General features: G+C 63.8%; 20 protein-coding genes. 9 read left to right on the top strand and 11 right to left on the bottom strand.

Features of this window, described 5'->3' with window-relative positions; all coding sequences use genetic code 11:
• Positions 1 to 26: 26 nt before the first annotated feature.
• From NCS67_RS29295 to NCS67_RS29285, 3 genes are all read right to left on the bottom strand, one after another.
• Positions 27 to 791, bottom strand: coding sequence for a hypothetical protein (locus tag NCS67_RS29295; RefSeq protein ID WP_250437654.1), 765 nt, complete (start codon positions 789 to 791; stop codon positions 27 to 29).
• Positions 792 to 939: 148 nt separating this feature from the next.
• Complete coding sequence (locus NCS67_RS29290) at positions 940 to 2,310, bottom strand: sigma-54-dependent transcriptional regulator (RefSeq protein ID WP_250437653.1); 1,371 nt, start codon at positions 2,308 to 2,310, stop codon at positions 940 to 942.
• Complete coding sequence (locus NCS67_RS29285; protein ID WP_250437652.1) at positions 2,295 to 3,785, bottom strand: sensor histidine kinase; 1,491 nt, start codon at positions 3,783 to 3,785, stop codon at positions 2,295 to 2,297. Before NCS67_RS29285 ends, NCS67_RS29290 begins: the two co-directional genes overlap by 16 nt.
• A 1,303-nt stretch (positions 3,786 to 5,088) precedes the next feature.
• On the opposite strand from NCS67_RS29285, the gene NCS67_RS29280 reads away from it, so the two are divergent.
• A complete protein-coding gene (locus NCS67_RS29280; protein WP_175980163.1) occupies positions 5,089 to 5,412 on the top strand; it encodes a hypothetical protein in 324 nt (107 codons plus the stop codon).
• Positions 5,413 to 5,713: 301 nt separating this feature from the next.
• Here the strand turns inward: NCS67_RS29280 and NCS67_RS29275 are convergent, their stop codons facing one another.
• Both NCS67_RS29275 and NCS67_RS29270 read right to left on the bottom strand, forming a co-directional pair.
• Positions 5,714 to 6,367: a helix-turn-helix transcriptional regulator gene (locus NCS67_RS29275; protein WP_033536029.1), complete on the bottom strand. Its 654-nt coding sequence runs from the start codon at positions 6,365 to 6,367 to the stop codon at positions 5,714 to 5,716.
• Positions 6,368 to 6,410: 43 nt separating this feature from the next.
• Positions 6,411 to 7,412 carry an ornithine cyclodeaminase family protein gene (locus NCS67_RS29270; protein WP_250437651.1) on the bottom strand — a complete coding sequence of 334 codons (1,002 nt, stop codon included), beginning with the start codon at positions 7,410 to 7,412 and terminating at the stop codon, positions 6,411 to 6,413.
• 184 nt (positions 7,413 to 7,596) lie between these two features.
• Between NCS67_RS29270 and NCS67_RS29265 the strand changes: the two genes are divergently transcribed.
• The 4 genes from NCS67_RS29265 to NCS67_RS29250 all read left to right on the top strand — a co-directional run bounded on the left by NCS67_RS29265 (position 7,597) and on the right by NCS67_RS29250 (position 10,877).
• Positions 7,597 to 8,379: an ABC transporter substrate-binding protein gene (locus NCS67_RS29265; protein WP_008346553.1), complete on the top strand. Its 783-nt coding sequence runs from the start codon at positions 7,597 to 7,599 to the stop codon at positions 8,377 to 8,379.
• Positions 8,380 to 8,403: 24 nt separating this feature from the next.
• Positions 8,404 to 9,645 (top strand): NAD(P)/FAD-dependent oxidoreductase, encoded by a 1,242-nt coding sequence (locus tag NCS67_RS29260; RefSeq protein WP_250437650.1) that lies wholly within the window; start codon positions 8,404 to 8,406, stop codon positions 9,643 to 9,645.
• A 150-nt stretch (positions 9,646 to 9,795) separates the two neighbouring features.
• Positions 9,796 to 10,260 (top strand): GNAT family N-acetyltransferase, encoded by a 465-nt coding sequence (locus NCS67_RS29255; protein ID WP_250437649.1) that lies wholly within the window; start codon positions 9,796 to 9,798, stop codon positions 10,258 to 10,260.
• A complete protein-coding gene (locus tag NCS67_RS29250) occupies positions 10,257 to 10,877 on the top strand; it encodes an FMN-dependent NADH-azoreductase (RefSeq protein ID WP_008346547.1) in 621 nt (206 codons plus the stop codon). Before NCS67_RS29255 ends, NCS67_RS29250 begins: the two co-directional genes overlap by 4 nt.
• Here NCS67_RS29250 and pdxR read toward each other — a convergent pair.
• Positions 10,874 to 12,352 carry a MocR-like pyridoxine biosynthesis transcription factor PdxR gene (pdxR, locus tag NCS67_RS29245; RefSeq protein WP_008346545.1) on the bottom strand — a complete coding sequence of 493 codons (1,479 nt, stop codon included), beginning with the start codon at positions 12,350 to 12,352 and terminating at the stop codon, positions 10,874 to 10,876. The genes NCS67_RS29250 and pdxR overlap by 4 nt on opposite strands.
• A 114-nt stretch (positions 12,353 to 12,466) precedes the next feature.
• Between pdxR and NCS67_RS29240 the strand changes: the two genes are divergently transcribed.
• Positions 12,467 to 13,216 carry an SDR family oxidoreductase gene (locus tag NCS67_RS29240; protein ID WP_008346543.1) on the top strand — a complete coding sequence of 250 codons (750 nt, stop codon included), beginning with the start codon at positions 12,467 to 12,469 and terminating at the stop codon, positions 13,214 to 13,216.
• 57 nt (positions 13,217 to 13,273) lie between these two features.
• Here NCS67_RS29240 and NCS67_RS29235 read toward each other — a convergent pair whose 3' ends face one another.
• From NCS67_RS29235 to kce, 3 genes are read right to left on the bottom strand one after another with little or no spacing between them, the layout of a single operon-like run.
• Positions 13,274 to 14,065: an SDR family oxidoreductase gene (locus NCS67_RS29235; protein WP_250437648.1), complete on the bottom strand. Its 792-nt coding sequence runs from the start codon at positions 14,063 to 14,065 to the stop codon at positions 13,274 to 13,276.
• A 27-nt stretch (positions 14,066 to 14,092) separates the two neighbouring features.
• Positions 14,093 to 15,427: an MFS transporter gene (locus NCS67_RS29230; protein WP_033536003.1), complete on the bottom strand. Its 1,335-nt coding sequence runs from the start codon at positions 15,425 to 15,427 to the stop codon at positions 14,093 to 14,095.
• Positions 15,428 to 15,454: 27 nt separating this feature from the next.
• Positions 15,455 to 16,393: a 3,5-dioxohexanoate:acetyl-CoA acetone transferase gene (gene kce / locus NCS67_RS29225; RefSeq protein ID WP_008346539.1), complete on the bottom strand. Its 939-nt coding sequence runs from the start codon at positions 16,391 to 16,393 to the stop codon at positions 15,455 to 15,457.
• Positions 16,394 to 16,702: 309 nt separating this feature from the next.
• Between kce and NCS67_RS29220 the strand changes: the two genes are divergently transcribed.
• Together NCS67_RS29220 and NCS67_RS29215 are read left to right on the top strand one after the other, a co-directional pair.
• Positions 16,703 to 17,734, top strand: coding sequence for an AraC family transcriptional regulator (locus NCS67_RS29220; RefSeq protein WP_175980168.1), 1,032 nt, complete (start codon positions 16,703 to 16,705; stop codon positions 17,732 to 17,734).
• 241 nt (positions 17,735 to 17,975) lie between these two features.
• Positions 17,976 to 19,529, top strand: coding sequence for an amino acid adenylation domain-containing protein (locus tag NCS67_RS29215; protein ID WP_250437647.1), 1,554 nt, complete (start codon positions 17,976 to 17,978; stop codon positions 19,527 to 19,529).
• Between the two features lie 27 nt (positions 19,530 to 19,556).
• On the opposite strand, the gene NCS67_RS29210 is transcribed toward NCS67_RS29215, so the two are convergent.
• On the bottom strand, positions 19,557 to 20,732 hold the full coding sequence (locus tag NCS67_RS29210; RefSeq protein ID WP_250437646.1) for an aminotransferase class V-fold PLP-dependent enzyme: 1,176 nt from the start codon (positions 20,730 to 20,732) through the stop codon (positions 19,557 to 19,559).
• A 303-nt stretch (positions 20,733 to 21,035) separates the two neighbouring features.
• Between NCS67_RS29210 and NCS67_RS29205 the strand changes: the two genes are divergently transcribed.
• A complete protein-coding gene (locus NCS67_RS29205) occupies positions 21,036 to 21,890 on the top strand; it encodes an IclR family transcriptional regulator (protein WP_008346531.1) in 855 nt (284 codons plus the stop codon).
• Here the strand turns inward: NCS67_RS29205 and NCS67_RS29200 are convergent, their stop codons facing one another.
• Entirely contained in the window at positions 21,891 to 22,973 is a 1,083-nt protein-coding gene (locus tag NCS67_RS29200; RefSeq protein WP_250437645.1) for a M14 family metallopeptidase, read from the bottom strand.
• Positions 22,974 to 23,005 lie beyond the last annotated feature (32 nt).

Genomic DNA, 23,005 nt, shown 5'->3' with positions numbered 1-23,005 from the left:
GAGTGGGTAGGTCAGGCTTGCGCCGATCAGGGCGCTGTCGGCGGACGGTCGTAAATCTGCGTGAGATTGCCCGGCGAACCGAACGACGTCGCCTGAAGCGCCGTGCCGTATTGATTGCGCGTGCCATAGCCGCGCGCCGAAACCGTGGCTCCCGTTCGAACCAGGCTTCCGAACTGCTGTGCGACCGGAGGCGTGAGTTTGATGACCGTGCCATCGGAGAGAATCACGCCGTCGGGCTCGCCACGCGGCGCGGTCGTTACGTGCGCCACCTGCCCCTGCGCACTGAGGCGCGAGAGACCGGCGCCGCGCAGTTCCCGCGGAAGTGGTAGCGCGCCGGGCATCGGCGGCTGATCGATCAGTTGCTGTCCACTTCGCGTGTCGGCGATGCGTTGCGCGATGAAGTTGCCGCCTTCATCGCGCCAGCCGCTCAACTGCACGCTGTCGCCTTGGCGAACCGTCGAAGTCAGTTGCGCGCTCATGTGCGGCGGGAACCGTACGAGCGTCCCGTCGCTGGCGAGAAAGCCGTCGACGTCGCCATCGGGATTCGTCAGAAAGCGCGCTACGGTCGCTTGCGTCGTGGTCATCGAGGCCGCGTTGGAGATCGGTCTCGGGGCCGGGCCCGGAGGCCGAGGCGGCGGCGCGTCTGCGGAGACCGGCGGCGGGGGCGGCGGCGCCGTCACAGCGCTCGTTTGCGCTGCGCAACTCGCGCTCATCACGAGGGCGGCGGCAAGGCTCGTCGCGCCGAGCAGGCGAACGGCGATTCGCCGATTGGCTGGCTGGGTCGATTGCATGTTTCACTCCTTTCGCGTGGCGCGGAGTGTTCTGCAAGTGCTATGCCATTCGAAGAATGCTGAAGACTTCGACGTCTTGCGCGAACGAAGATCGTCGATGTGTCAACGAAACGGACATCGCCTGTCCGATTCGTTGACACTCGTTTCCCTACGACGACGCATCGGACATTCCGAGACTCGTCATCCGCGTATAGAGCGACTGACGGCTGATGCCGAGCCTCCTTGCCGCCTCCGCGCGATTGCCACCCGACGCAGCCAGCGCGTGAGTAATCAGCGCGCGTTCGAGCCGCGCAACGGCTTCCGTAAGCGGAAGCTCGAGCAACGCTGGCGGAATTGCCTCGCCGGTTTTGTCTTTTGCCGCAACGAGAAACGCGAAATCTTCGCGTGTGAGCACTTGCCCCGGCGCAAGCGCACTCGCCCGCTCGATCGCGTTGGCCAGTTCGCGCACGTTCCCTGGCCAAAGGAAAGTGGCCAGAAGGCGCTGGGCATCGGCGGAGAGATGCTTGCGCGTCGCTTCGGTCGATGCAGCTTCCAGAAAGTGCTCGGCAAGCGGCAGGATGTCGGCCACACGCTCCCGTAGCGGCGGCATGTGCAACGGGATCACGTTGAGGCGAAAGAGCAGGTCCTGTCGAAACGTGCCCGCCTCGACCATCGCGGCAAGATCGCGATGCGTTGCCGCGATCACGCGCACATCGACCGATATTGTCCGGTTCGTTCCGAGCGGCGTGACTTGCCGTTCCTGTAGCGCGCGCAGCAGTTTCGCCTGCATGGAACGGGGCATGTCGCCGATCTCGTCGAGAAACAGCGTGCCGCCGTGCGCCTCTTCGATCCGGCCTTTGCGCTCGCCCTGAGCGCCGGTGAACGCGCCTCGCGCGTGCCCGAAGAGTTCGCTTTCGAGCAGGTCTTCGGGAATGGCCGCGCAGTTCACCGCGACGAAGGGACCGTTCGCGCGCGCCGAGGCGCGATGGAGCACGCGAGCGGCCACTTCCTTGCCGGTCCCGGTCTCGCCGGTGATCAGCACGGTCGAGTTCGTTCCCGCCGCGCGGCCCAGGCGCTTCTGCACGTCGCGCATGGCTTCGCTTACGCCGAGCAGTCGCGGCTCGCGAGAAGTCACGTCGTCGCTGAATGCGGGCGTGAGGGGGGAGCTTCGCTGCGCCGATAGTATCCGCTCCAGCAGCGCGACGATCTCATCGCGTCCGACCGGCTTGGTCAGATGTTCGAACGCGCCGAGCCGCATCGCGCCGATGGTGTTGTCGCTCGTGGCATGGGCCGTCAGCATGACGACGGGCACGGCTTGCAGCTTCGCGATCGCACGCAGTGACTCGAGCACCGCAAGACCGTCCGCGCCCGGCAAGCGGAAGTCGAGAAAGATGCACTCGGGCGCCGGGTTCGCGCGCAGCCAATGCAGTGCCTCTTCGCCGGAGCGCGCCTCGATCGCCCGGTGGCCGAGGTCTTGCACGGTTTCCACGAGTCCTTCGCGGAAGGCATCGTCATCGTCGGTGATTAATATGGTCGCCATGGCAAGTCGATCACGAAGCACGTCATGTTCGAGTCGTCGTCGAGATAAGCACGTCCGCCGTGCGCCGACGCGATCTCCCGCACGACGGCAAGGCCCAGGCCGGACCCGTCGGGCCGCCCCGTCACGAATGGCTCGAAGATCCGTTCGCGCTCGGCCGCGCCGACGCCGGGACCATTATCGATGACCATGAGCCGAAGCCGCTTCCCTTTCGCCGACTCGACGCCGCGTGCGCGGAGCATTACCTGCGTGCCAGACGGCGCGTGCCTCAGCGCGTTCAGGATGAGGTTGTCGAGCGCGCGCGCCAGTTGCACGGGATCGAAGATCGGCATGCCTGCGTCTTGCTCGACGTCCACATCTTTGCCGAGCGCGATGCCACGGCGTTCGGCGCCCGGCTCATGCGTATGAATAATGTCGTCGAGCCATGCGTGCAGGCTGACCTCACGCGTCTGCAGCGAAACGGGCTGCGTCAGCGCGAGCAGGCTCGTCACCTGCGACTCGATACGGCCCACCTGCTCGATGATCGACCTCAACGCTGCTTCGCGGCGCGCAGCATCGCCTGCCAGCGCGTTCTCGGCCTTCAGACGCATGGCGCCAGCCGGATTGCGAATTTCATGCGCGATTTGCGCCGCCATTTTGCCGAGCGTGCTGAACCGTTCGGCCTGTGCGAGCTGGGCGTTCAGTGCGTCTGCGTCCCGCTTGAGCTGCTCCGCACGCGCGACGTAGCGGTTGAGGGCTTCGACGATCTGATCCAGATCACGCTCGCCCAACCGTTCCAGCCGTTCGCCGCGCTCGAATTCGCCCTCTGGCGCAAGCGCGCGTTCAAGCCGGGTCAGGTTGTGCTTCCAGCGCTTGAGCGTCAGCGCCAGAAACACGGCGAGCACGACGATGACCGAGAGCACGCCGGCGAGGATGGCCGCTGCGCGCTGTCCGTATGGCCCGAGCGGCGGCCGCGCGCGCGTGAGCGTCCAGGCCAGCAGGCCCGCTTGGCGCGGCACGGGGCAAGCGATCGCGATGACGGCGTCCGTTCCGCTCGAAACGACATCGGCGCGCATCTGTCCGATGCTGGCTGCGTGCTGAAGCGTGCGCAGGATAAGCGGTGTCTCCGCTTCGGGAACGTCTCGTTTCATGCCGCTCCCGCCATAGGTCGGAAAGGCATAGGCCAGGAAGCCGTTCGGCGCGCCGGATGCCGGCTCTTTCGCCCAGAACCCGCCTTCGATGCCCTCGGTCCGTATCAGAACCAGATCGAGCACCGCGTGCATGAGATCGACATTGGTTTCGTCGGGATGCTGCATGGACATGTCGTAGCGCGAGGCCACCGCCTCGCATGCTGCAGCAGCCTGCTCCTTCGCGACGACCACGCGTTCCCCAAGCGCCGACGAAAGCGTGAGCCATACGGCACCGCTCAAGAGCCCGCACAGAACGGCGACCAGAAGCCAGAGCGTGAAGAGTTGAGTTGAGAACGACGGTCTCGGCATGGACGGTCTACGGGCGAGTCAAAGTGAGCGCGTTGGGAAGCAAGTATTCTGCCATCTGTAAAGGCCGTCCACTTTCGGCGCTTCGTCGCGATTATCACGATTCGAATGTTCGGCACTGGTATGGAAGTCGTCCGCGTCAGAAAACGCCAAGCGCCCACGACGGACCCGATGTGGGCGTCTCGAAGGGGCACGCAGGTGGCATGCCGTCATTCGATTTGCGCGCTCAGGTTGGGCCAAGTCAATATTTTTACGCGCAGTAGGTCTCAATGTCGGGTTAGTCCGCTGCGCTAATAGTTGCCATCTAACGCTTTTGTTTGACGCATGACCGTGTTTCGTTTCGAACATCGGCGCCTAGCGCACGATGATGACGAACAGCTCTTGTTGTCGAATTCTGTTCCGACCAAGCCGCGAAGGCAGGTGCGGTCGTATCCTGAATCCTTTCGGATTTCGTATTGATGTTTATGGCGTGTCGCTTGTCAATTGGATTTACCGACTGCCTAATGTTTTCGCGCAATGAAGCGCGGACAGTCAGCGATATAGAAGGACGGCGCGCTATCGAAAACGCGTCGTCGGTGCATCTTTCGGGGAAGCAGGCCGATGACGTGCGCCTTCTGCTGAGCGGAATTGGAGGCATCTATGTGCCTCATCACGCGCCACCCTCGGAACTTTTGCGACTGTTGCGCGACGCGGTTGCAGGCGGGCGGATCGTGGTCGTGTCGTCCCGACGAGAGCGCTTATACAGCGGGGGTTCAGCGGAACAGCCGCCGCGACACCGCCACGCGACGGTGACGCCCTCTCAACTTTTTGGTCGGGCTCGTGCGTCTTCGTCAAGCAGTTATTTCGAACGCGCGCCTCGAACCTGGGGCAAACTAGCTGCCGAAGATGGGCCTGCAATTTTTAGAGCGAACCCGGGTGACGTGTTGCCCGACGGCCGTATCGCCACAGCAATTCGAAGCCGCAACAGCGAGTCCCACGGCGGGACCGATTGGCTCAGCGCCGCGCAACAGGCGCTCGGGGTGGTCGTGGGGGGAGGCGGCACCCTTGCGTTGGGGTTCGATGGGAACGCATCACCCTCCGGCGACGCCCCTTTTGAGTATGCTGACGACTCGTCGTTCCTAGACAGTGCGCTCCAGCTCGCAGGTCACCGCGGTGTAAGCGAAGCTGATGAAGCCGATTGCTTCAGCGCTTACGAGAATGACCTGGACCGCTGCCAGTTTGTTCGTGCGATGACGCAAGACTTACGGGCGTATGCGAAGTGCACGTCGGACGCATTCTTCAACTACCAAACCTGTAGAGGCTTTTGATGGCAAAACCACCGCGCGTGAGCATCGTCTTTTATAACCCCGATACGCAGCAAATTCAGATCTGCATGGTGAACCAAGACGAGGTTCAGCGATCGATCGATCGTGAAATCGCGCGAGGATCGGCAATGAACCTTCCGCTCGGTGCAGACGATGAGAGCCAGTCGCCGGTCACCGACGAGTTGCTACACCAGTTGGGAGGTTTGGCCGTACTGAACCTTGGCGCTGCCCATCCGGAACTACGCGCACGCTTTCGATTCACCACCGCCAATCCGATGAATTGGAACGCGGTAGACCGCGGTCCTTCTGCGGAGGACGAAGCGTGAATACTTCGCGACTGCGGCCGCGATGCATCGTGATTCGCGTTTGACGAGAGGGGCGCGTCGAGTCCCGCCGTCGCGGCAATGCCCCCGATACGGAGAACTCGAGCGACACCACGGACGAGAGTTCCGTCACGCGCACCTCGCAGATCGGCAGGATCCTGGCACCCAGCGCGCGCAACACGCCAAACGCCCGACCGCAAATTTGACGATGTCCTCGTCGTCGTTAGCATGAGTCAGACGGGGGTCAGCGTTACATCAGGAAGACGGACTAGGCGCTCTGCTGCCGCGGATGCAGCAGAGCGCCTCAACCGCCGTCCTTCATCTCGCGCAGATGCTTGTAAACCGTCGCGCGGCCCATTCCGAGCACCTTGGCGACATAGTTCGCCGAGCTCTTGCCTTTGAATGCGCCCTGCGCGTGCAGCGCCTCGACGAGCTCACGCCGATGATCGCGCGTGAGCGAGTTGAGCGCGATCTGCCGCTCGCGCAGCCAGCCATGCAGGAAGGTGTTGATGCGCTCCTGCCAGTCGTCCTTGAAAAGCTCGACAGGCTGCGCGACGACGCCCGCGCCACGCAAAAAGAGATCGAGCGTCGAGCGCATCTCGTCGAACGCCGCGATGTTGAAATTGATGCACATCACGCCCGCGGCATTGCCCGCGTCGTCGAAGAGCGCCGTGCTCACGCAGCGCATGCGGCGTCCGTCCCAGTTGAGCTTTTCGTACGGACCGACGAGGCGCTCGCGCGCGGTCTCCTCGACATCTTCGAGCGCCGAGTCGTCGCCGATCTCGCGCTTCGAGAGATTGTTCGACAGGTACGCGATGGTCTGGTCGGAGAGATCGTGGATCACCACTTCCGCATAGGGGAAGAAGAGCGTCGTGATGCTGTCCGCGATGTGCGCGTAGCGCGCGAGCAGCGATTCGCGAGCGGCGTCATCGGGCTTCGGCGTCTTGCGTCGGGGCATGGAAGTCGGCATGAGTTCGGAACGGCGAATGGCGATGATACCGCTAGGCCGCCGCGCGCTGCTTCGCGAGATGAACATACAGCGCGTGCGCGACCGCGATGTCCTCGAGGCCGAGCCCGATCGAGCGGAAAAACACCGCGCGCTCATGCGAAGGTACGGGACACGCGCCGCGCGCAAGCTCTGCAAGATCGCCGCGAATCGCATCGGGCGACCAGCCGTGACGCTCCCGCGCGATCACCATTTCGCCGGCGCTCGCGGGCGTCGTCCGCCGATAGTCGCAGTAGACATCGAGCGCGTTCAGCGCGGCCGCGTCGATCTCGTGCGCGCGCGCGACGTTCGTGCTGATGGAGGTAATAAGCGCAGGCTTCGTGAGCGCATCGAGCGCGAGCACCGGCGTGCCCGATGATGTGCACAGCATCACGACATCCGCATCGCGCACGCACTCGTCAACCGACGCCGCGACGCGCACACGCGCATCGAGCGCCCGCAGCGCGTCCGCACGCTCGCCATCGCTTGCGAGGCGCGGGGAATGGATGCGGATCTCCGACCATCCGCGCAACGGCGCGACATGCCGCAGATGCGCGAGCGCGACGCTTCCCGATCCGATGACCGCGAGCCGCTCGCTCGATACGCGCGCGAGCCGGTCGACCGCGAGCGCCGTCGTGCCCGCCGTGCGCTCGGTGGTGAGGAGCGCGGAATCGCACCACATCAGCGGCGCGCCGGTGCGCATCGACATGAGCGCGGTCCAGGCGGTGACGATCGGCGCGCCAGGCTGCGCGATGTAGGGCGAGAGCTTCGCGCCGAAGACCTCGTGCTTCGCCAAAACGCCGAGATAGGTGATGAAATCGCCGGCATCGCGCGGAAACAACGTGAGCGTCTGCGGCGGCTGAACGGCTTCGCCATCACCGAGCGCGGCGAACATGTCTTCGAGCGCGCCGCGGATATCGAGCGAAGGCAGCGCCCGCCTCACTTCCTCTTCGTGAACGATGAAAGGAATCTGCGCGCCGGGCGCGGCCTCGCGCGCTTCTTCGGGCAAGGAAATCATTCGAAAACCTCCGGTTCGTGGCCGTTGAGCGATTGCTTCGTGACTGCTTCGACGTAGACTATTTTGTCCATTCTAGACTTTTATTTTATTTTTCGTCTATATTTCGATTGGGCGCGCGGACATCTCCGCGCGCCTGGCGCAAGACAGAGACGGTGCGGGTTCACAAACGACCTTGGTGACGACAATGAACTGGAAGATGATCTGCTTCGCGGGCGCGGCGAGCCTCGCGTTCACAATTGGACTGGCGCACGCGGAGTCGCAGACCTTGCGATTCGGCGTCGAGGCCTCCTATCCGCCGTTCGAGAGCAAGACGCCGGCGGGCCAGCTCGAAGGCTTCGACATCGACATCGGCAACGCTGTGTGCCAGCGCATCAAGATGAAGTGCGTATGGGTGGAGAACAGCTTCGACGGGCTGATTCCGGCGCTGCAGGCGCGCAAGTTCGACGCGATCAATTCGGCGATGAACATCACCGACAAACGCAGGCAGGTGATCGACTTCACGCCGCCCGTCTATGTCATGCCGATCCAAATGGTCGCGCGCCGCGACGCGAAGCTGCAGCCGACACCCGCGAGCCTCAAGGGCAAGTCCGTGGGCGTGCTGCAAGGCTCGACGCAAGAGGATTACGTGCGCAAGCACTGGGCGAGCGAAGGCGTGCAGGTCGTGACGTACCAGAGCCAGGACCAGATCTTCGCGGACCTGAGCGCCGGACGGCTCGACGGCGCGGTGCAGGAAGTGCAGACCGCCATCGACGGTTTCCTCGCGAAACCCGAGGGCAAGAACTTCGATTTCGCGGGCGCCGCCCTCACCGACCCGTCCACGCTCGGCGAAGGCACCGGCATCGGCTTGCGCAAGGACGATGCGGCGTTGAAGGCGAAGGTCGTCGCCGCGCTCGATTCGCTGAAGAAAGACGGCACACTGAGCGCTTTGTCGCAAAAGTACTTCAAACGCGACATCATTGCGAAATAGGCACTTCATCAGGCATCGGAAAAAATGGCTCAGGACGTGATCGTGCTCGGCGCGGGCATCGTGGGAGTGAGCGTGGCGCTGCATCTGCGGCAGCGCGGATGGCAGGTGACGCTCGTCGATCGCCGCGCGCCCGGCGAGGCGACGAGCTTCGGCAATGCGGGCCTGATCGAGGCGTCGTCGGTCGTGCCTTATGCGTTTCCGCGCGACTGGGGCACCGTGCTCAAGTTCGCGATGAATCGCTCGACCGCGCTGCGCTACGACCTGCGCTCGCTGCCCGCGTGTGCGCCGTGGCTCACGCGGTTCTGGTGGGAATCGGCGCCCGCGCGTCTGGCCGCCGCCGCGCGCGACATGCTGCCGCTCATTCAGCGAAGCGTGGCCGAGCATGAGGCGCTGATCGCGCGGGCGGGTCTCGCCGATCTCGTGCGGCCCACCGGCTGGCTCGAAGCGTATCGCTCGCGCGAGCAGTTCGAGCGCGAAGCAAGCGCCGCCGAACGGATCGCGCGCGAGCACGGGCTCGGCTTGAAGGTGCTCGATGCCGAGGCGCTGCATCGGCTGGAGGCATCGCTCGATGGCGGATACGCGGGCGCGATGCACTGGACCGATCCGCGCAGCGTCATCGATCCGGGCGCGCTGACGAAGGGCTATGCGGCGCTGTTCGAGCGCGAGGGCGGACGCTTCCTGAGCGGCGACGCCGCGACGCTCGAACCATCGGGCAGCGGCTGGCGCGTCATGACGTCGAGCGGACCGGTCGAAGCGCAGGCGGCGGTGGTGGCGCTCGGCGTATGGTCCGGCGACCTCGTGCGCCGGTTCGGATATCGCATCCCGTTGATGGCCAAGCGCGGCTATCACATGCACTACGCACCCGACGGACGCGCCGCGCTATCGCGGCCGGTGGTCGATATCCAGAACGGCTACGTGGTCGCGCCGATGCGGCGCGGCTTGCGTCTGACTACCGGCGTCGAGCTCGCGAGCCCTGACCGGCCGCCGAGCCCCGTGCAACTCGAACGCGCGGAGCGGATCGCGCGACCGGTGTTCGGCCTCGGGGCGCGCATCGACGAGTCGCCGTGGCTCGGGCTTCGGCCCTGCACGCCGGACATGCGGCCGGTGATCGGACCGGCGGATCGCCATCGCGGGCTCTGGTTCGCGTTCGGGCACGCGCATCACGGCCTCACGCTCGGTCCGGTGACGGGCAGGCTTGTCGGCGAGCTGATGAACGGGGAAGCGTGCTTCACCGATCCAGTTCCGTATCGCGCGGGCAGGTTCTAGCACTTGTCGAGCGGCGAACGTTTCCGATCCGGCGCAGCATCGCCCGCGCGATCGAGCACGCCGTCATGGCCTACCGAAGCGCGTTTCTTGGCCCTTCAGACTGCGCCATCGCATCGGTAATGTATGTGTCATGCATTGTGGAGAACACGCATGGACACATCGATCGTTTTTCGACACCTCGATACCCCCGAAGACTGGACGCGCGCCTTCGACATAATGAAGGAACTCCGGCCGCACCTTACGGACCCCGATACGTTTTGCGCACAACTGCGCCGTCAACGCGAGGAAAGCTATCGGCTGCTGGCTGCCTGTGACGACGAAGGCGCGATTCTCGGCCTCGCCGGGTATCGAACGCAGACGAACACGCTGTACGGACGCTTCGTTTATGTCGACGATCTCGTCGTCACGGCGCGTCTGCAAGGCCGCGGCATCGGTGCCCGTTTGCTGGACACCGTCCGCGGGATCGCACGGGACGAACACTGCGCCCACTTCGTGCTCGACACCGGCCTGCATATGGCGCTCGCACAGCGCTTTTATTACCGCAACGCCCTGCTCGCCAAGGGCATGCATTTTGTGCAGACGCTAGCTGTGCCCGGCGAGGAGCGCGCGCGATGAAAGTGCTCTTCATCAACGCGAGCCCGCACGGCGACGCGAGTCACGGCTACCGGCTCGCGCTCGAAATGATCGATACGTTGCGCAAGCGTGCGCGCGTGGATACCGTGAAACGCGATCTCGCCGCAACGCCGCTGCCTCCGCTCACGCAGGACTACGCGCGCGCCATCACGTCGCGCCATCCGGACGAAGCGCAGTTCGACATCTCCGAACAATTGATCCGCGAAATTGAAACCACCGACACGCTCATCATCAATACGCCGATGCACAACTTCACCGTGCCCGCCGCGCTGAAGCTATGGATCGACTACGTGCTGCGCATTCACCGCACGTTCGTTTCGACGCCCGAAGGCAAGGTCGGTCTGATGCGCGACCGGCCCACGTTCGTGATCGTCGGTTCCGGCGGATTTCATGGCGGTGAGCTTGCGCGTCAGCGAGACTTCCTTACGCCGTACCTGCGTTACGCGCTCGGTTCGATCGGCTTGCAGGACCTGCGCTTCGTGACGCTCCAAGGCCTCGTGCGCGGCAGCGAAGCCGTCGCACAGGCGCTCGATCTCGCGCGCGAGCACATCGCGAGGCACGCGCTCTTCGCATCCGACGGCGACACCGTCACGCCCTAACCGTCATACGCCCGGCGAAGCATGCGCGCGAGACGCGCCGCTTCGCCGGCATCGGCGACATTCGCGAAGCCGACGACGATACCGCGCAACGTTTCCTTGCTTCGCCCGTTGAGATACCACGCGGACAGCGCGAGCACCGCGAGACCCGCCTCCCGCGCGCGGGCGGCCATCGCCAGATCGTCGACGGGACCGTCGCGATCCGCACGGAAGATCGCGACGAGATGCATGCCGCCCGTCGGCAACCCGATGCTCACGCGATCTCCGAACGCCTTCTGTATCGCCGTCGCAAGCCACTCGCGCCGTTGCGCATACAGCGCGCGCATGCGCTTCAGATGCCGCGCGAAATGCCCCTGCGCGATGAAGTCCGCCACGGCCGCCTGGTAAAGATACGGCGAGCCCGCGTTCATGCTCGCCGTGACCTGGCCGAAGCGCTCCACGGCCCGGCCGGGCGCGACCACATACGAGAGCCGCAGGCCCGGAAAAAGCACCTTGCTGAAGGTGCCGCAATAGATCACGCGATCGTCGCGATCCAGGCTCTTCAGCGCCGGCAACGGGCGGCCCGCGTAGCGGAACTCGCTGTCGTAATCGTCCTCGACGATCCAGCCCTGCGCGCGGCTCGCCCAGTCGAGCAGCTTCATGCGCCGCGCGAGCGACAGTGTGACGCCGAGCGGACTCTGATGCGCTGGCGTGACGAACGCGAAACGCGCATCGGCCGCGAGCGCGATGCCGGCATCGACGTCGAGCCCTTCGTCATCCGTCGGCACGGGCACGAGCCGCATGCCGGCATCGAGAAGAAAGTTACGCGCGAGCAGATAGCCGGGCTCTTCGAACCACGCGCGATCCTCCGGTTTCGCGAGACCGCGCAGCACGAGTTCGAGCGTCGCGCGATAACCGTTCGTCACGAAAACCTGCTGCGGATCGCACGCCACGCCGCGCGACAGGCCGAGATATGTCGCGATGCGTTCGCGCAACGGCCGATATCCGGCGGGATCGGGATAGGCAAGCGTGGCGAGATCGCCGCTGCGCGCGCGATGCGCGACGAGACGGCTCCATACCTTGCGCGGAAAGGCATCGAGCGCGGGCAGACCGGGACGCAGCGGCTTCGCATCGTGGCCGATCTCGGCCGCCGGTTCGGCGCGCGTTGCGCGTGCCGTGCGCGGCGCGTTCCCGCGCTCGCGGTCCTTGCGCGCGCCCGACGGCGTCGCGGCTTCGGGCAGCGACGACGACACGAACGTGCCCGCGGCGCCGCGCATCTGCAGATAGCCTTCGTCGACGAGAATGGTATAGGCTGTTTCGACGGTGCCGCGCGCAATGTTCAGTTGCGTCGCGAGGCCGCGCAACGCGGGCACGCGGTCGCCGGGTTTCAGATGACCCGCCGCAATGGCCGTCTTGAAGCGCTCGCAAATCTGCAGGTAAATCGGCGCGGCCTCATGCCGGTCGATTGCTATCTTCAACGCATGGTCGGCTGATGGCATGACATGTCTCATGGACTAGTTCGATCGACGATTCTTGTCCCTTTTCGCTAAGCCATGATTCTCACACAATGACTTCACGTTCACTGTCTTTTCACTTTAAGCACGAGGTGCATCATGAAGATCGTCGTCATGGGAGGTTCGGGTTTGATCGGCGCGAAAACGGTCGCGATCCTGCGTTCGAAGGGTCACGAGGCCGTCGCCGCTTCGCCGCGCAGCGGTGTGAATGCCGTAACGGGCGAAGGATTGCATGAAGCGCTTCGCGATGCGCAAGTGGTGATCGATCTGACGAACGCGCCTTCGTGGGCGCCGGACGACGTCATGGCCTTCTTCCGCGCATCGGCGACGAATCTCGGCAAGGCCGAGGCCGCGGCGGGCGTGCAGCATCATGTGGCGTTGTCGGTCGTCGGAACGGACCGCATGCCGGACAACGGCTATTTCCGCGCGAAGGCCGCGCAGGAGAAGCTGATCGCCGAAGCGGGCGTGCCGTATTCGATCGTTCGCGCGACGCAGTTCTACGAGTTTCTCGGCGGCATCGCCGATGCCGGCATGCAGGACGGCAAGGTGCATCTGTCGCCGGGACAGTTTCAGCCGATCGCCGCGGACGATGTCGCCGCGATCGTCGCGGATGTCGCGCTCGGCGCGCCGCTGCTCGGCATCGTCGATATCGCGGGGCCGGAGCGTGCGCCGCTCAATCGGATCATCGGCCGGTATCTGAAGGCGAAGGGCGATGTGCGCGAGATCGTCGTCGATCCGGACGCGACGTACTTCGGCGGCACGATCAGCGAAGACTCGCTCGTGCCGACCGGCGAAGCGCGTCGCGGCGGCATCGGTCTGGATGAATGGCTGGCACGCGCGCACGCGTGAGTGTGACGGCGGGCGCCGCCGTGCCCGGCGCCCGCTTCGGTTGCGCTTTTCGGATGGTCAGAGATATTCGACGTTGCCGTCGACGCTGATGGCTTGTCCCGAGATGTTGCGCGCCGCCGGCGATGCCAGGAACAGCGTCATCGCTGCGATATCGTCGACCGTGACCATGCGGCGCAGCGAAATCTTCTTCAGGTACTGCGCTTTCATTTCATCGAAGCCGACGCCCGCCGATTCGGCGCGCGCGGCGATCACCTTGTCCATGCGCTCGCCCTCGACGACGCCCGGCAGGATCGCGTTGACGCGGATATTGCTCGGCCCGAGTTCGACGGCCAACGACTTGACGAGACCGACGATCGCCCATTTCGTCGATGCATACGGCGTACGGTACGCATAACCCAGCCGGCCAGCGACGGACGACATCGCGATGATGCCGGGGCGATCCGACGTCTCCTTGAGCAGCGGCACCGCGCGGCGCAGAAAATAGTATTGGCTGTTGAGATTCGTCGCGATGGTTCGCTCCCAATCGTCCGGATCGATGGCTTCGATCCCCGCAGTGGGACCCGCGATGCCCGCATTGTTGATGAGCAGGTCGAGCCCGCCGAGCCGCGAGCGCGCGTCGTCGATGACGCTATCGACTTGCTCGCGCGCGCCGACATCGGCGACACCGGCATGCAGCTTCGGATTGCGCGCTTTGGCGCCATCGACCGCCTGCTGGTTCACGTCGCAGATATAGACTTGCGCGTCGGCATGCACGAATGCGTCCGCGATTGCAGCGCCGATGCCGGCAGCCGCGCCCGAGATGAGTACGCGCAAGCCCGGGACCGGTTTGAGAAGCTCAAAAGTATTCATGTTCGATATCGACATTCGTTCGGTTCATCAGCGAGCGGGAGAAGCATCGGCGACGGGACGCTGCGCGGCGTGAATCGATTTCGCGAGCAGCGGCACCAGCAGCAAGCCCAGCACCGAGGCAGCCACGACGACGTTGAAGCCCGCATCGCTTCTGCCGGTCATCGTTTCGGCGAGCCCGAAAAGATAAGGTCCGACGAAGCCGCCCAGCAAGCCGATCGTGTTGATGAACGCGAGGCCGGCCGCCGCTTGCACGCCTTGCAGCCGCTTCATCGCGACGGCCCAGTACGACGGCAGAATGCCGCCTGCAAAGAAGCCCGTGATGCCGAGCAGCGTAATCTGCACTGCCTGATTCCGGCTGGCGAGGAACGCACACGCACTGACGACGACGCCCGCGGTCAGCACGCCGAGAAAGCCGCATTCGTTGCTCACACGGCGATGAATGCGCGGAAGGGTCAGCACGCCGAGCAGAAAGCCGATGCCGACACTGCTCGACAGAACGCCGACGAGAATCGGCGAGCTCACATGCATCTGCGCGACGATCGACGGCGTGAAGAAATACAGGCCGACGAACGCCACCTGATTCAGGAAGTAGATGAGCGCGATCAGCACGGTCGTCGGGCGCTTGAGCGCGGCGAGCCAGTCTGCCGTGGTGAGGTCCGCGTGTCCGTGCGTGTCGATGACCGCGTGCGTTTCGAGCGCCTGCGCTTCCTGCGCGGACAGCCACTTCACTTCGGACGGACGATTCGGAAGCTTGAAGAACAGCACGATGCCCAACACGATGGTCGGCAAGCCTTCGAGCAGGAACATCCACTGCCAGCCGTGAAGACCGCCGATGCCGCCGAGCTGCATCAGACCCGCGCCCAGCGGATTGCCGATGATGAGCGCGATCGACGGCGCGGTGTAGATCCATCCGACGGCAACGGCGCGGTCTTTGGGCGCGAACCAGAGCGTCACCATGTACATCAGCGCGGGAAACAATCCCGCTTCGGCGACGCCCAGCAACACGCGCAATATGTAGAAGGACCACTCGCCCTGAACGAACATCATCGCGGTCGAAAGCGCGCCCCACGTCACCGCGATTCGCGCGATCCACGCGCGCGGCCCGACGCGATGCGCGATCAGATTACTCGGCACTTCGAGCAGCGCATAGCCGATGAAGAAGATGCCGGCGCCGAGTCCATACGCCGCGGCGCTGATGCCGAGGTCGGCAGCCAGAGCGCTCTTGGCGAGCGCCACGTTCGTGCGATCGATGAACGACAGGAAGTAGATTCCGCACATCAGCGGAAGCAGTCTTGCCATGGCCTTGCGAGTCGCAAGCCAATGCGTTTCTCCGAGGCTGTGGTCAACAGTAGCGGCAGTCATGATGTCTCCAGATTTGACTTCTTCGAGTCAGAGCGAAACGTTGTCGCGCCCTTTGAGCCCGAGCATGGCTCGCGCATCGGCGGGTGTCGCGATGTCGAAAGACAACTCTTCGAGAATGCGGCGAATCTTGCGGACCTGTTCGGCATTCGATTTCGCCTTCACGCCTCGCGACAGGTAGACGCTGTCTTCGAGGCCGACTCGCACGTTGCCGCCCATGATCGCGCCCATCGTCACCAGTGACATCTGATGACGCCCGGCGCCGAGAATCGAAAGATGGTAGTTCTCGCGTCCGAAAAGACGGTCGGCGGTCGCGCGCATCATCGAAAGATTCTCGGGATCGTGGCCGATTCCGCCGAGAATGCCGAACACGGATTGGATGAAGAATGGCGGCTTGATCAGCCCGATATCGATGAAATGCGCGAGGCTGTACAGATGCCCCACGTCATAGCACTCGAATTCGAAGCGCGTTCCATAGTCGCGGAATTCGGTGAGGATGTTTTTGATGTCGCGGAACGTGTTGCGGAAGATCATGTCCTCCATGCCTTCGACATAATCCTTCTCCCAGTCGAAGCGCCACGAAGACATCCTCGCCGCGACGGGATGAAGCGAAAAATTCATCGAGCCCATGTTCAGCGAGCACATTTCCGGCTTCGCCACGCGTGCGTAAGCGAGGCGCTCGTCGAGCGTCATGCGCGTGCTGCCGCCCGTCGAAATGTTGATGACGGCGTCGGTTTGCGCGGCGATCGCGGGCACGAATCGCCGGAATATTTCGGGCGATGGCGTCGGGCGGCCGTCTTCCGGATTGCGCGCATGCAGATGAAGAATCGCGGCCCCGGCCTCGGCGGCTTCGAGCGCCTGATGCTTGATGTCATCGGGCGTGATAGGCAGATATTCCGACATCGACGGCACATGCGCCGAACCGGTCACGGCGCAGGTGATGATGACTTTGCTGCTCGGATTGCTCATTGAATGTCCTTCGAAAACGCGCTCGATGGGCGAGCTTCGGCAATGCCCCGGCGCGCCTGAACGAGGCAAGCGCGGGAGGACGCCGTTGGAAAACGTAGGGCGGAACGGGAAACGACCGTGCGCCGGCTTAAGCCGGCGGCGACGAACTGACGTGAAGTTGGCGTTGCATGGCTGTCTCCGATGGATTCGCGAGTCGCGCATTCGCAATGCGGACTCGTCTTGTTACGGTGATAGTAGTGGGATACGATGCGCTGCGAAAGGTCATATTCGGACAAGGTGGTGTCCCCGCAGGACACACGAGGAGGCGCTGTGTCGTCGAGACTGCCACTGTTGAACGAGCGCATCTATGCGCCCTACAAGATCGCCGCGCTGGTGGACGTGCTCGCTGAGCAAGGCATTGCGCCGGCGGACAGCCTGAAGGGAAGCGGCGTTGCGCCCGAGGAGATCTATGATGCCTCGGTGATGACGTCCGTCCGGCAGTACGCCGCTGTATGCAGCAACGCCGTCGCGCTTTCCGCCGATCCGCGAACGCCGTTCAAGACGGGCGCGCGGCTGCATCTGGCCGCGTATGGCATGTACGGCTACGCGCTGATGTCGTGCCTGTCGCTGCGCGATTACTTTCGGCTCGGCGTCAAATACCATCGGCTCGCGACGCCGACCATCACCATCGAATGGCACGAACATCCGGACACGTCGGTATGGACGTTTCCCGACGCGTTCACGTCGCCCTTCCCGCATGACGTGCAGCAGTTCCTGCTCGAACAGCAGTACACGCAGCATGTGACGCACTTGCAGGATGTCGCGGGCAGAAGCTGTCCGCCGATGCTCGCGCGCTTCTCGTATCCCGCGCCGCCGCACGCCTCCATCTATCCGGAGTATCTCGGCTGCCCATGCGAGTTCGACGCCGACGAATGTCAGCTCATCTACGACGGCGCGATACTCGAACTCAAGCCTCATCTCGCGGACAGGCACTCCGCCGCGCTTCTGCAGGAGACGTGCGACAGGCTCATCGGACAGGCGAAGACATCGACCGGTGTTTCCGGCGAGGTCTATCAGGTTCTCATGCGCAAGCCGGGCGAGTTTCCCGGCATGGAGACCGTCGCTAGCGCGTTGAAGATGACGAGCCGCACGCTGCGTCGACGGCTCGAGTCGGAAGGCACGTCGTTCGTCGCCATCGTCGACGATGTGCGGTGCTCGCTCGCGACCGAGTATCTGAAGACGACGAAACTGAGCACGGACGATGTCGCCATGCTGGTCGGCTTCACCGACACCGCCAATTTCCGCCGGGCGCTGAAGCGCTGGACCGGCAAAGGCCCCGCCGAAATTCGCGAGCAGGAGTGACGCCGGCCGCGCAGGCTTTTCATTCGTTACTTCAGACAAAAATGGGTTCGACGGCGCACATACGCAACCTTACAGAAAGATAACAATGCACTCACTTCGCGGCAGTGGCGAATAAGCGAAGGCTGAACCGAGGAGTGTGCGAAATCTGAATCCGTCGAATTGCGATTGATCGCATCGACCGGATCGAGCAGTCGCGGACTCGAAAAAAACATCAACACTCGCGTGCCAGGGGGACCGTCGGATGCTGCATTCTCACTTCTTCGATTCTGCTGCGAACCAGCCGGACAGCCCTGCGTTATGGGTCGATGAGCGTCTTTACAGCTACCGCGAGATTGAAACCCGGGTCCGTCGCTTGTCGGCGGGACTGGCGGCGTTCGCACGAAGCACTTACACGAGCCGATGCCTGCTGTTTGCATATCGCAGCGTCGGCGCGTATGTCGGCATCCTGGGCATTCTCGATGCCGGCATGGCCTATGTGCCACTCAACCCGAAGATGCCGGCAGCGCGGATCGCGGCGATCATCCGGCAATCCGGCGCGCCGTTGATGCTCGTCGATCGGCGTTGCGCCGAGTCGCTCGATGAAGTGCTGTCCCTGCTCGACGAACCTCCGCAGATTGTCCTGCTCGACGCAGACGCGGAAGAATCGCAACTTCCATCCCCTGCTTTCTCGCTCATGCAGAGCCGAGGCGCCGCGCACGACATCGCCTACATACTTTTCACGTCCGGTTCGACGGGATCGCCGAAGGGCGTGCCGATCACGCATGCGAACGCCGATGCGTACGTGAACGGCCAGTTGCAACTGGTCGACAAGGTGCGCGATGCGCGTTACATGCAGCTATGCGAGCTGAGCTTCGATCCGTCCGTGCATGACATGTTCGTCTGCTGGGCGAACGGCGGCTGCCTATATGTGCCCGAAAACGTCGATCCCGTCGGTAACGCGAGCTTCGTCCAGACGCACCGGATCACGCATTGGTGCAGCGTGCCATCGGTCGCCGGCATCATGCAGCAAATGCGCAAGCTGCCAGCGGGCGCATTTCCGAGCATTCGCGTGTCGATGTTCGGCGGCGAGCCGTTGCCTCGCTCGCTCGCGCAGGCGTGGATGCGTGCCGCGCCGAACAGCCGGCTGCTGCACATGTACGGGCCCACGGAAGCGACCGTCGCCTGTACGTGCTTCGAAGTCACGCCCGAATTCCTGGACGATCCGCAGCACACGGTCATACCGTTGGGCCAGGGCCTGCCCGGCGTGGAACTCATGATCGTGGATGCCGAGCTCGAACCGGTCGCCCCGGGCCAGACGGGCGAATTGCTGATCGCGGGACCGCAGCTTGCCGAAGGCTATCTGTCGTCCGACGAACCCGGCAATAGCCGGTTCATCGCGATGAACTATCCGGGCAAGACCGCGCATCGCTGGTATCGATCCTCCGACGCCGCGCGCGAAACGACGCCACACGGGATCGTGTTTCAGGGCCGTCTCGATACACAGGTGAAAATCCGCGGCCACCGGCTCGAGCTGGAAGAAGTCGAACATGTCGTGCAAGCGGCCAGCCACGCCGCGTCGTGCGCGGTTGTCCCGTGGCCGCTCGACGAAGTCGGACGAGCAACCGGCCTCGTCGCGTTCGTGACGAATCCGGAAGTCGAGACCACGCATGTTTTGCGGGCGTGCCGGCAGCGTCTGCCGGTCTATGCGATGCCGCAACGGATCGTCATCATCGATGCGTTCCCGCTGACGGTGAACGGCAAAATCGACAGAAAGGCGCTCGCGGAATATTGCGCACGCGGCGAGGTCGCGGCGTGAGGCGTGGGGCGATGGGCTCGCGTCGTTTCAGTCGATCTGCTCCGTCGCGGCCAGCGTGCCTGTCGTAAGGCCGATACGAAGCATTTCTATCAGCCGTTCGATGTCGCCTACGGTGTTGAACATCGCGAGCGACACGCGGATGCCGCCACGCTCCGGCGAGACGCGCACGTTGTTTCGAGCGAAGTAGTCGGTCCACTTGTCGACCGGCAGTTTCAGCACGTATATGTGATTGCGCTTGCCACGCGCTCGCGGACCGACGACGCTCACACCCAGCGCATCGAGGCGTTCGAGCAGCAGATCGCCGAGCGCCAGCACATGCTTTTGGATCGCCGCGACGCCTACGCTCCGAATGAGGCAAATCGCCGCGGAAAGTGCGTGCAGGTCCGGGAGATTGACGTTGCCGAATTCGAAGCGCCGCGCGTCCTTGCGTAAAGCCATGTCGTCGGGACGGGCGACATAGTCGGCTGGCGGATTCGCCATGCTGGACATCGCAAGGTAAGCCGGCTGCAATTCGTCGAGACCGTCGGCGATATAAAGCACGCCGAGTCCTTGCGGCACGAGCAAGCCCTTGTGCGTGCCGGCTGCCAGCACCGAAATGTTCAGCGCCTTGACGTCGAGCGGAATGACGCCGACGGACTGCATCGCATCGACGATCAGGTAAATGCCGCGCGCCTTGCACAGCCGTCCGATGCTCATCAGGTCATGGACCTGGCCCGCATGGAACGTCACATGCGAAAGCGAAACGACTTTCGTACGCGCATCGATATACGGCTCGAACGTCTTGGCGGTGGCAATCTCGTCGTCCGGCAACGGCGCGAACCGCACTTCGATGCCATTGCGCTTGAGGTTCAACCACGCATAGGCGTTGTTGGGATGATCGCCTTCTATCAGCACGACGTTGTCGCCGGCCCGGAGCGGGACCGCGTTCGCCGCGATATTGAGTCCTTCCGACGTGTTCTTGGTGAATGCGATTTCGGTCGGCGCCGCGTTGAAGAACGTCGCGACGCTCTCGCGTGTTTCCTCGACACGTCGCAACCAGACCGGCTTCGGACCGGCCATCTCGAAGCCTTCCGACAAGAAGGCTTCGAGCGCTTCGCGCACGCTTAGCGCAAGCGGCGTCTGGTGGGCGGAGTCGAGATAAAGCTGCCTTGTGGTGACGGGGAACTGCTCGCGGACAGCGGCGAGCTTTGCAGTCGGGATCATGAGCGATGTCTCATTTCAGGTTTTCTTTGCGAGGGCATACACGGCACGGCACGAATCCGTCGAGGCATTAGACGATCGCCGAGAAGCGATGTCAAATACATTCCGATAAGTGGAACTACCGAGTTCCTATTTATGGAATCATTAGACGGAGATGCTAAACTGGCCGCATGTCTCCCACCATCGCGAACCTTCCTGTCACCCTCCGGGCCCGCAATTCGAATCGAGTATCCTAGGGAACCGCTTTTCGCCTGATCCGCGAAGGATGCGCGGCACAGGCCCATAAAACCAGAAAACCCAGCACACATGCGCAAGGAAGAACAAGCCATCGTCGAGACGTCCGAGCCGGAGGTCTCTCCCACCGAGCGCGCGTTTCACATCATCGAAATGGCTGCGCAAACCGGTCGCGTGACGACCGCCGACATCATCACCGCGCTCGGCATTCCGAAGACCACTGCGCATCGCCTCGTCAGCAATCTCGAAGAGTTCGGCTTTCTCGAACACGGCATGGAACGCGGCCGATATCAGGTCGGCCCGCGCCTGCTGGAACTCGCGACGAACATCCTGGCGGCGTCCACCTCGCATGGGCCGATCCACGCGCTGCTGATGGAACTGTCGCGACGCACGGATGAAACGGTGAGCCTCGGCGTCATGCGCGGCTCCGAGGTCGTGTATATCGACAGCGCGATCGGCAATTCGCCGTTGACGCTCAATTTTCAGAAAGGGCATCGCGCGCCCGTGCACTGCACGTCCAGCGGGCGCGTGTTTCTGGCGAACATGGAGAAGAAGCAGCTCGACGCTTATCTGCTGAGCGGACCGTGGGAACCGATCACGCCCTACACCATCGTCGATCCGGAACGGCTCAGGCTCGAAATCGACCTCGCGCGAAAGAATGGCTATGCGACCAACGATTCCGAGTTCGCGATCGGCGTGGTCGGCGCCGCCGTGCCGATCTCGGGGCCGCACGGCCGCCTGATCGCGTGCTTGAGCATCTCGGCGCCCAAAGCGCGCAAGTCGCTGGAAGACATTACCCTGCTGGTGCCGACCTTGCAGGCAGCGGCGCTGCGAATCACAAAGATTCTCGGCGTGATCGACGGCGGAACGACCGCCGAAGACAATGCCGATACCGATAGCAAGGCGACGCGCCGCAAGCGCTCCTGATCAACCGCCCGTCACGCGACCGATCTCCGCGCCGGCGGTGACGAAGCGGATCGCGCGGCGCATGTAGAACACGCCTTTCGTGCGGCTTCTGAGCGTCGTCGTTGCGCCGGTGATCGGGTCGACGATGTCGCAGATCGCCTCCCCGACCTCCACCACGTCGCCGATGTTCGCCGCGTACACCACGATGCCGCTGGTCGCGGCGTAGAAATGCTCGCTCGCCGCTTGTCGCGTCGCCGGATGAATCAAGGCGGGGCATGGCGACGGCGTATCGCGGATAGCGCCCCGATCGACGAGATAGGCAACGATCGCTCGCGCATGACGCCGCGCCGATTCATACGTGACGTCGCGCTCGCCGGCGCACTCGACGATGGCGGCGACAGCGCCCTCGCCAACCGGATACCGGTCGCCGAAGCGCGCTTCGACGTCGGCCCACGCCAGGCGCGTCCAGTCGATGAAAAGCCCGAGATCCGCGCCGTCGAACAGCATCTGCGCCCGCGATTGCAGATGGCGCGCGAGCGGTTCGACGCGTGGCCACGCGGCGGTGTCGGCATAGACGTGGACGACCGCTTCCAGCGAGCAATGAATGTCAAGAACGATGTCGGCATCGCAAGACAGCTTCAGCAGGGTCGAACGCAGCGCGTCGAATTCCGTCGTCGGCGCGCAAGCATCGAGCGATGCGCGCATTGCGTTCTTTATCGCGCGCCTGTTCGCGTCTTCGTCGCTGCCGAGACGGCCTTCCAGATGCGCGCAGATGTCCGAGGGGCGCGCGACGCCGCGATTGAAGTTCGCGGCGCTATTCAGCTCGAAGCAGCCGAAGAACTGGCCGAAGACATGCTGACTCAGGCCGATCGGATTCGCTATCGGAACGAGCGTGACGGTCGCGTCGAGCTTGCCCGCGGCTTCGAGCGCCTGGAGTTCGTCGCGCAGGACGTGCGCCGTGAGCATCGCGGGCGTTTCGTCGGCATGAAGCGATGCCTGCAGATAAACCTTCATGTCCGCGCCCGGCGGCCCGAACGTCAGGCTTACGAGATCGCGCTGCGTACCGATGGTCGCTGCGAGTAACGGCGTCCGCTTGAGTAGCACCTTTCGTCTCCTTTCTACGATGACGCGCGAGG

The sequence above is a fragment of the Caballeronia sp. ATUFL_F2_KS9A genome (genome assembly GCF_023630765.1).
In the GTDB taxonomy this organism is placed as follows: domain Bacteria; phylum Pseudomonadota; class Gammaproteobacteria; order Burkholderiales; family Burkholderiaceae; genus Caballeronia; species Caballeronia zhejiangensis.
Note: the sequence above shows the minus strand (reverse complement) of the source record. Positions and strands in the feature narration are given on the sequence as shown.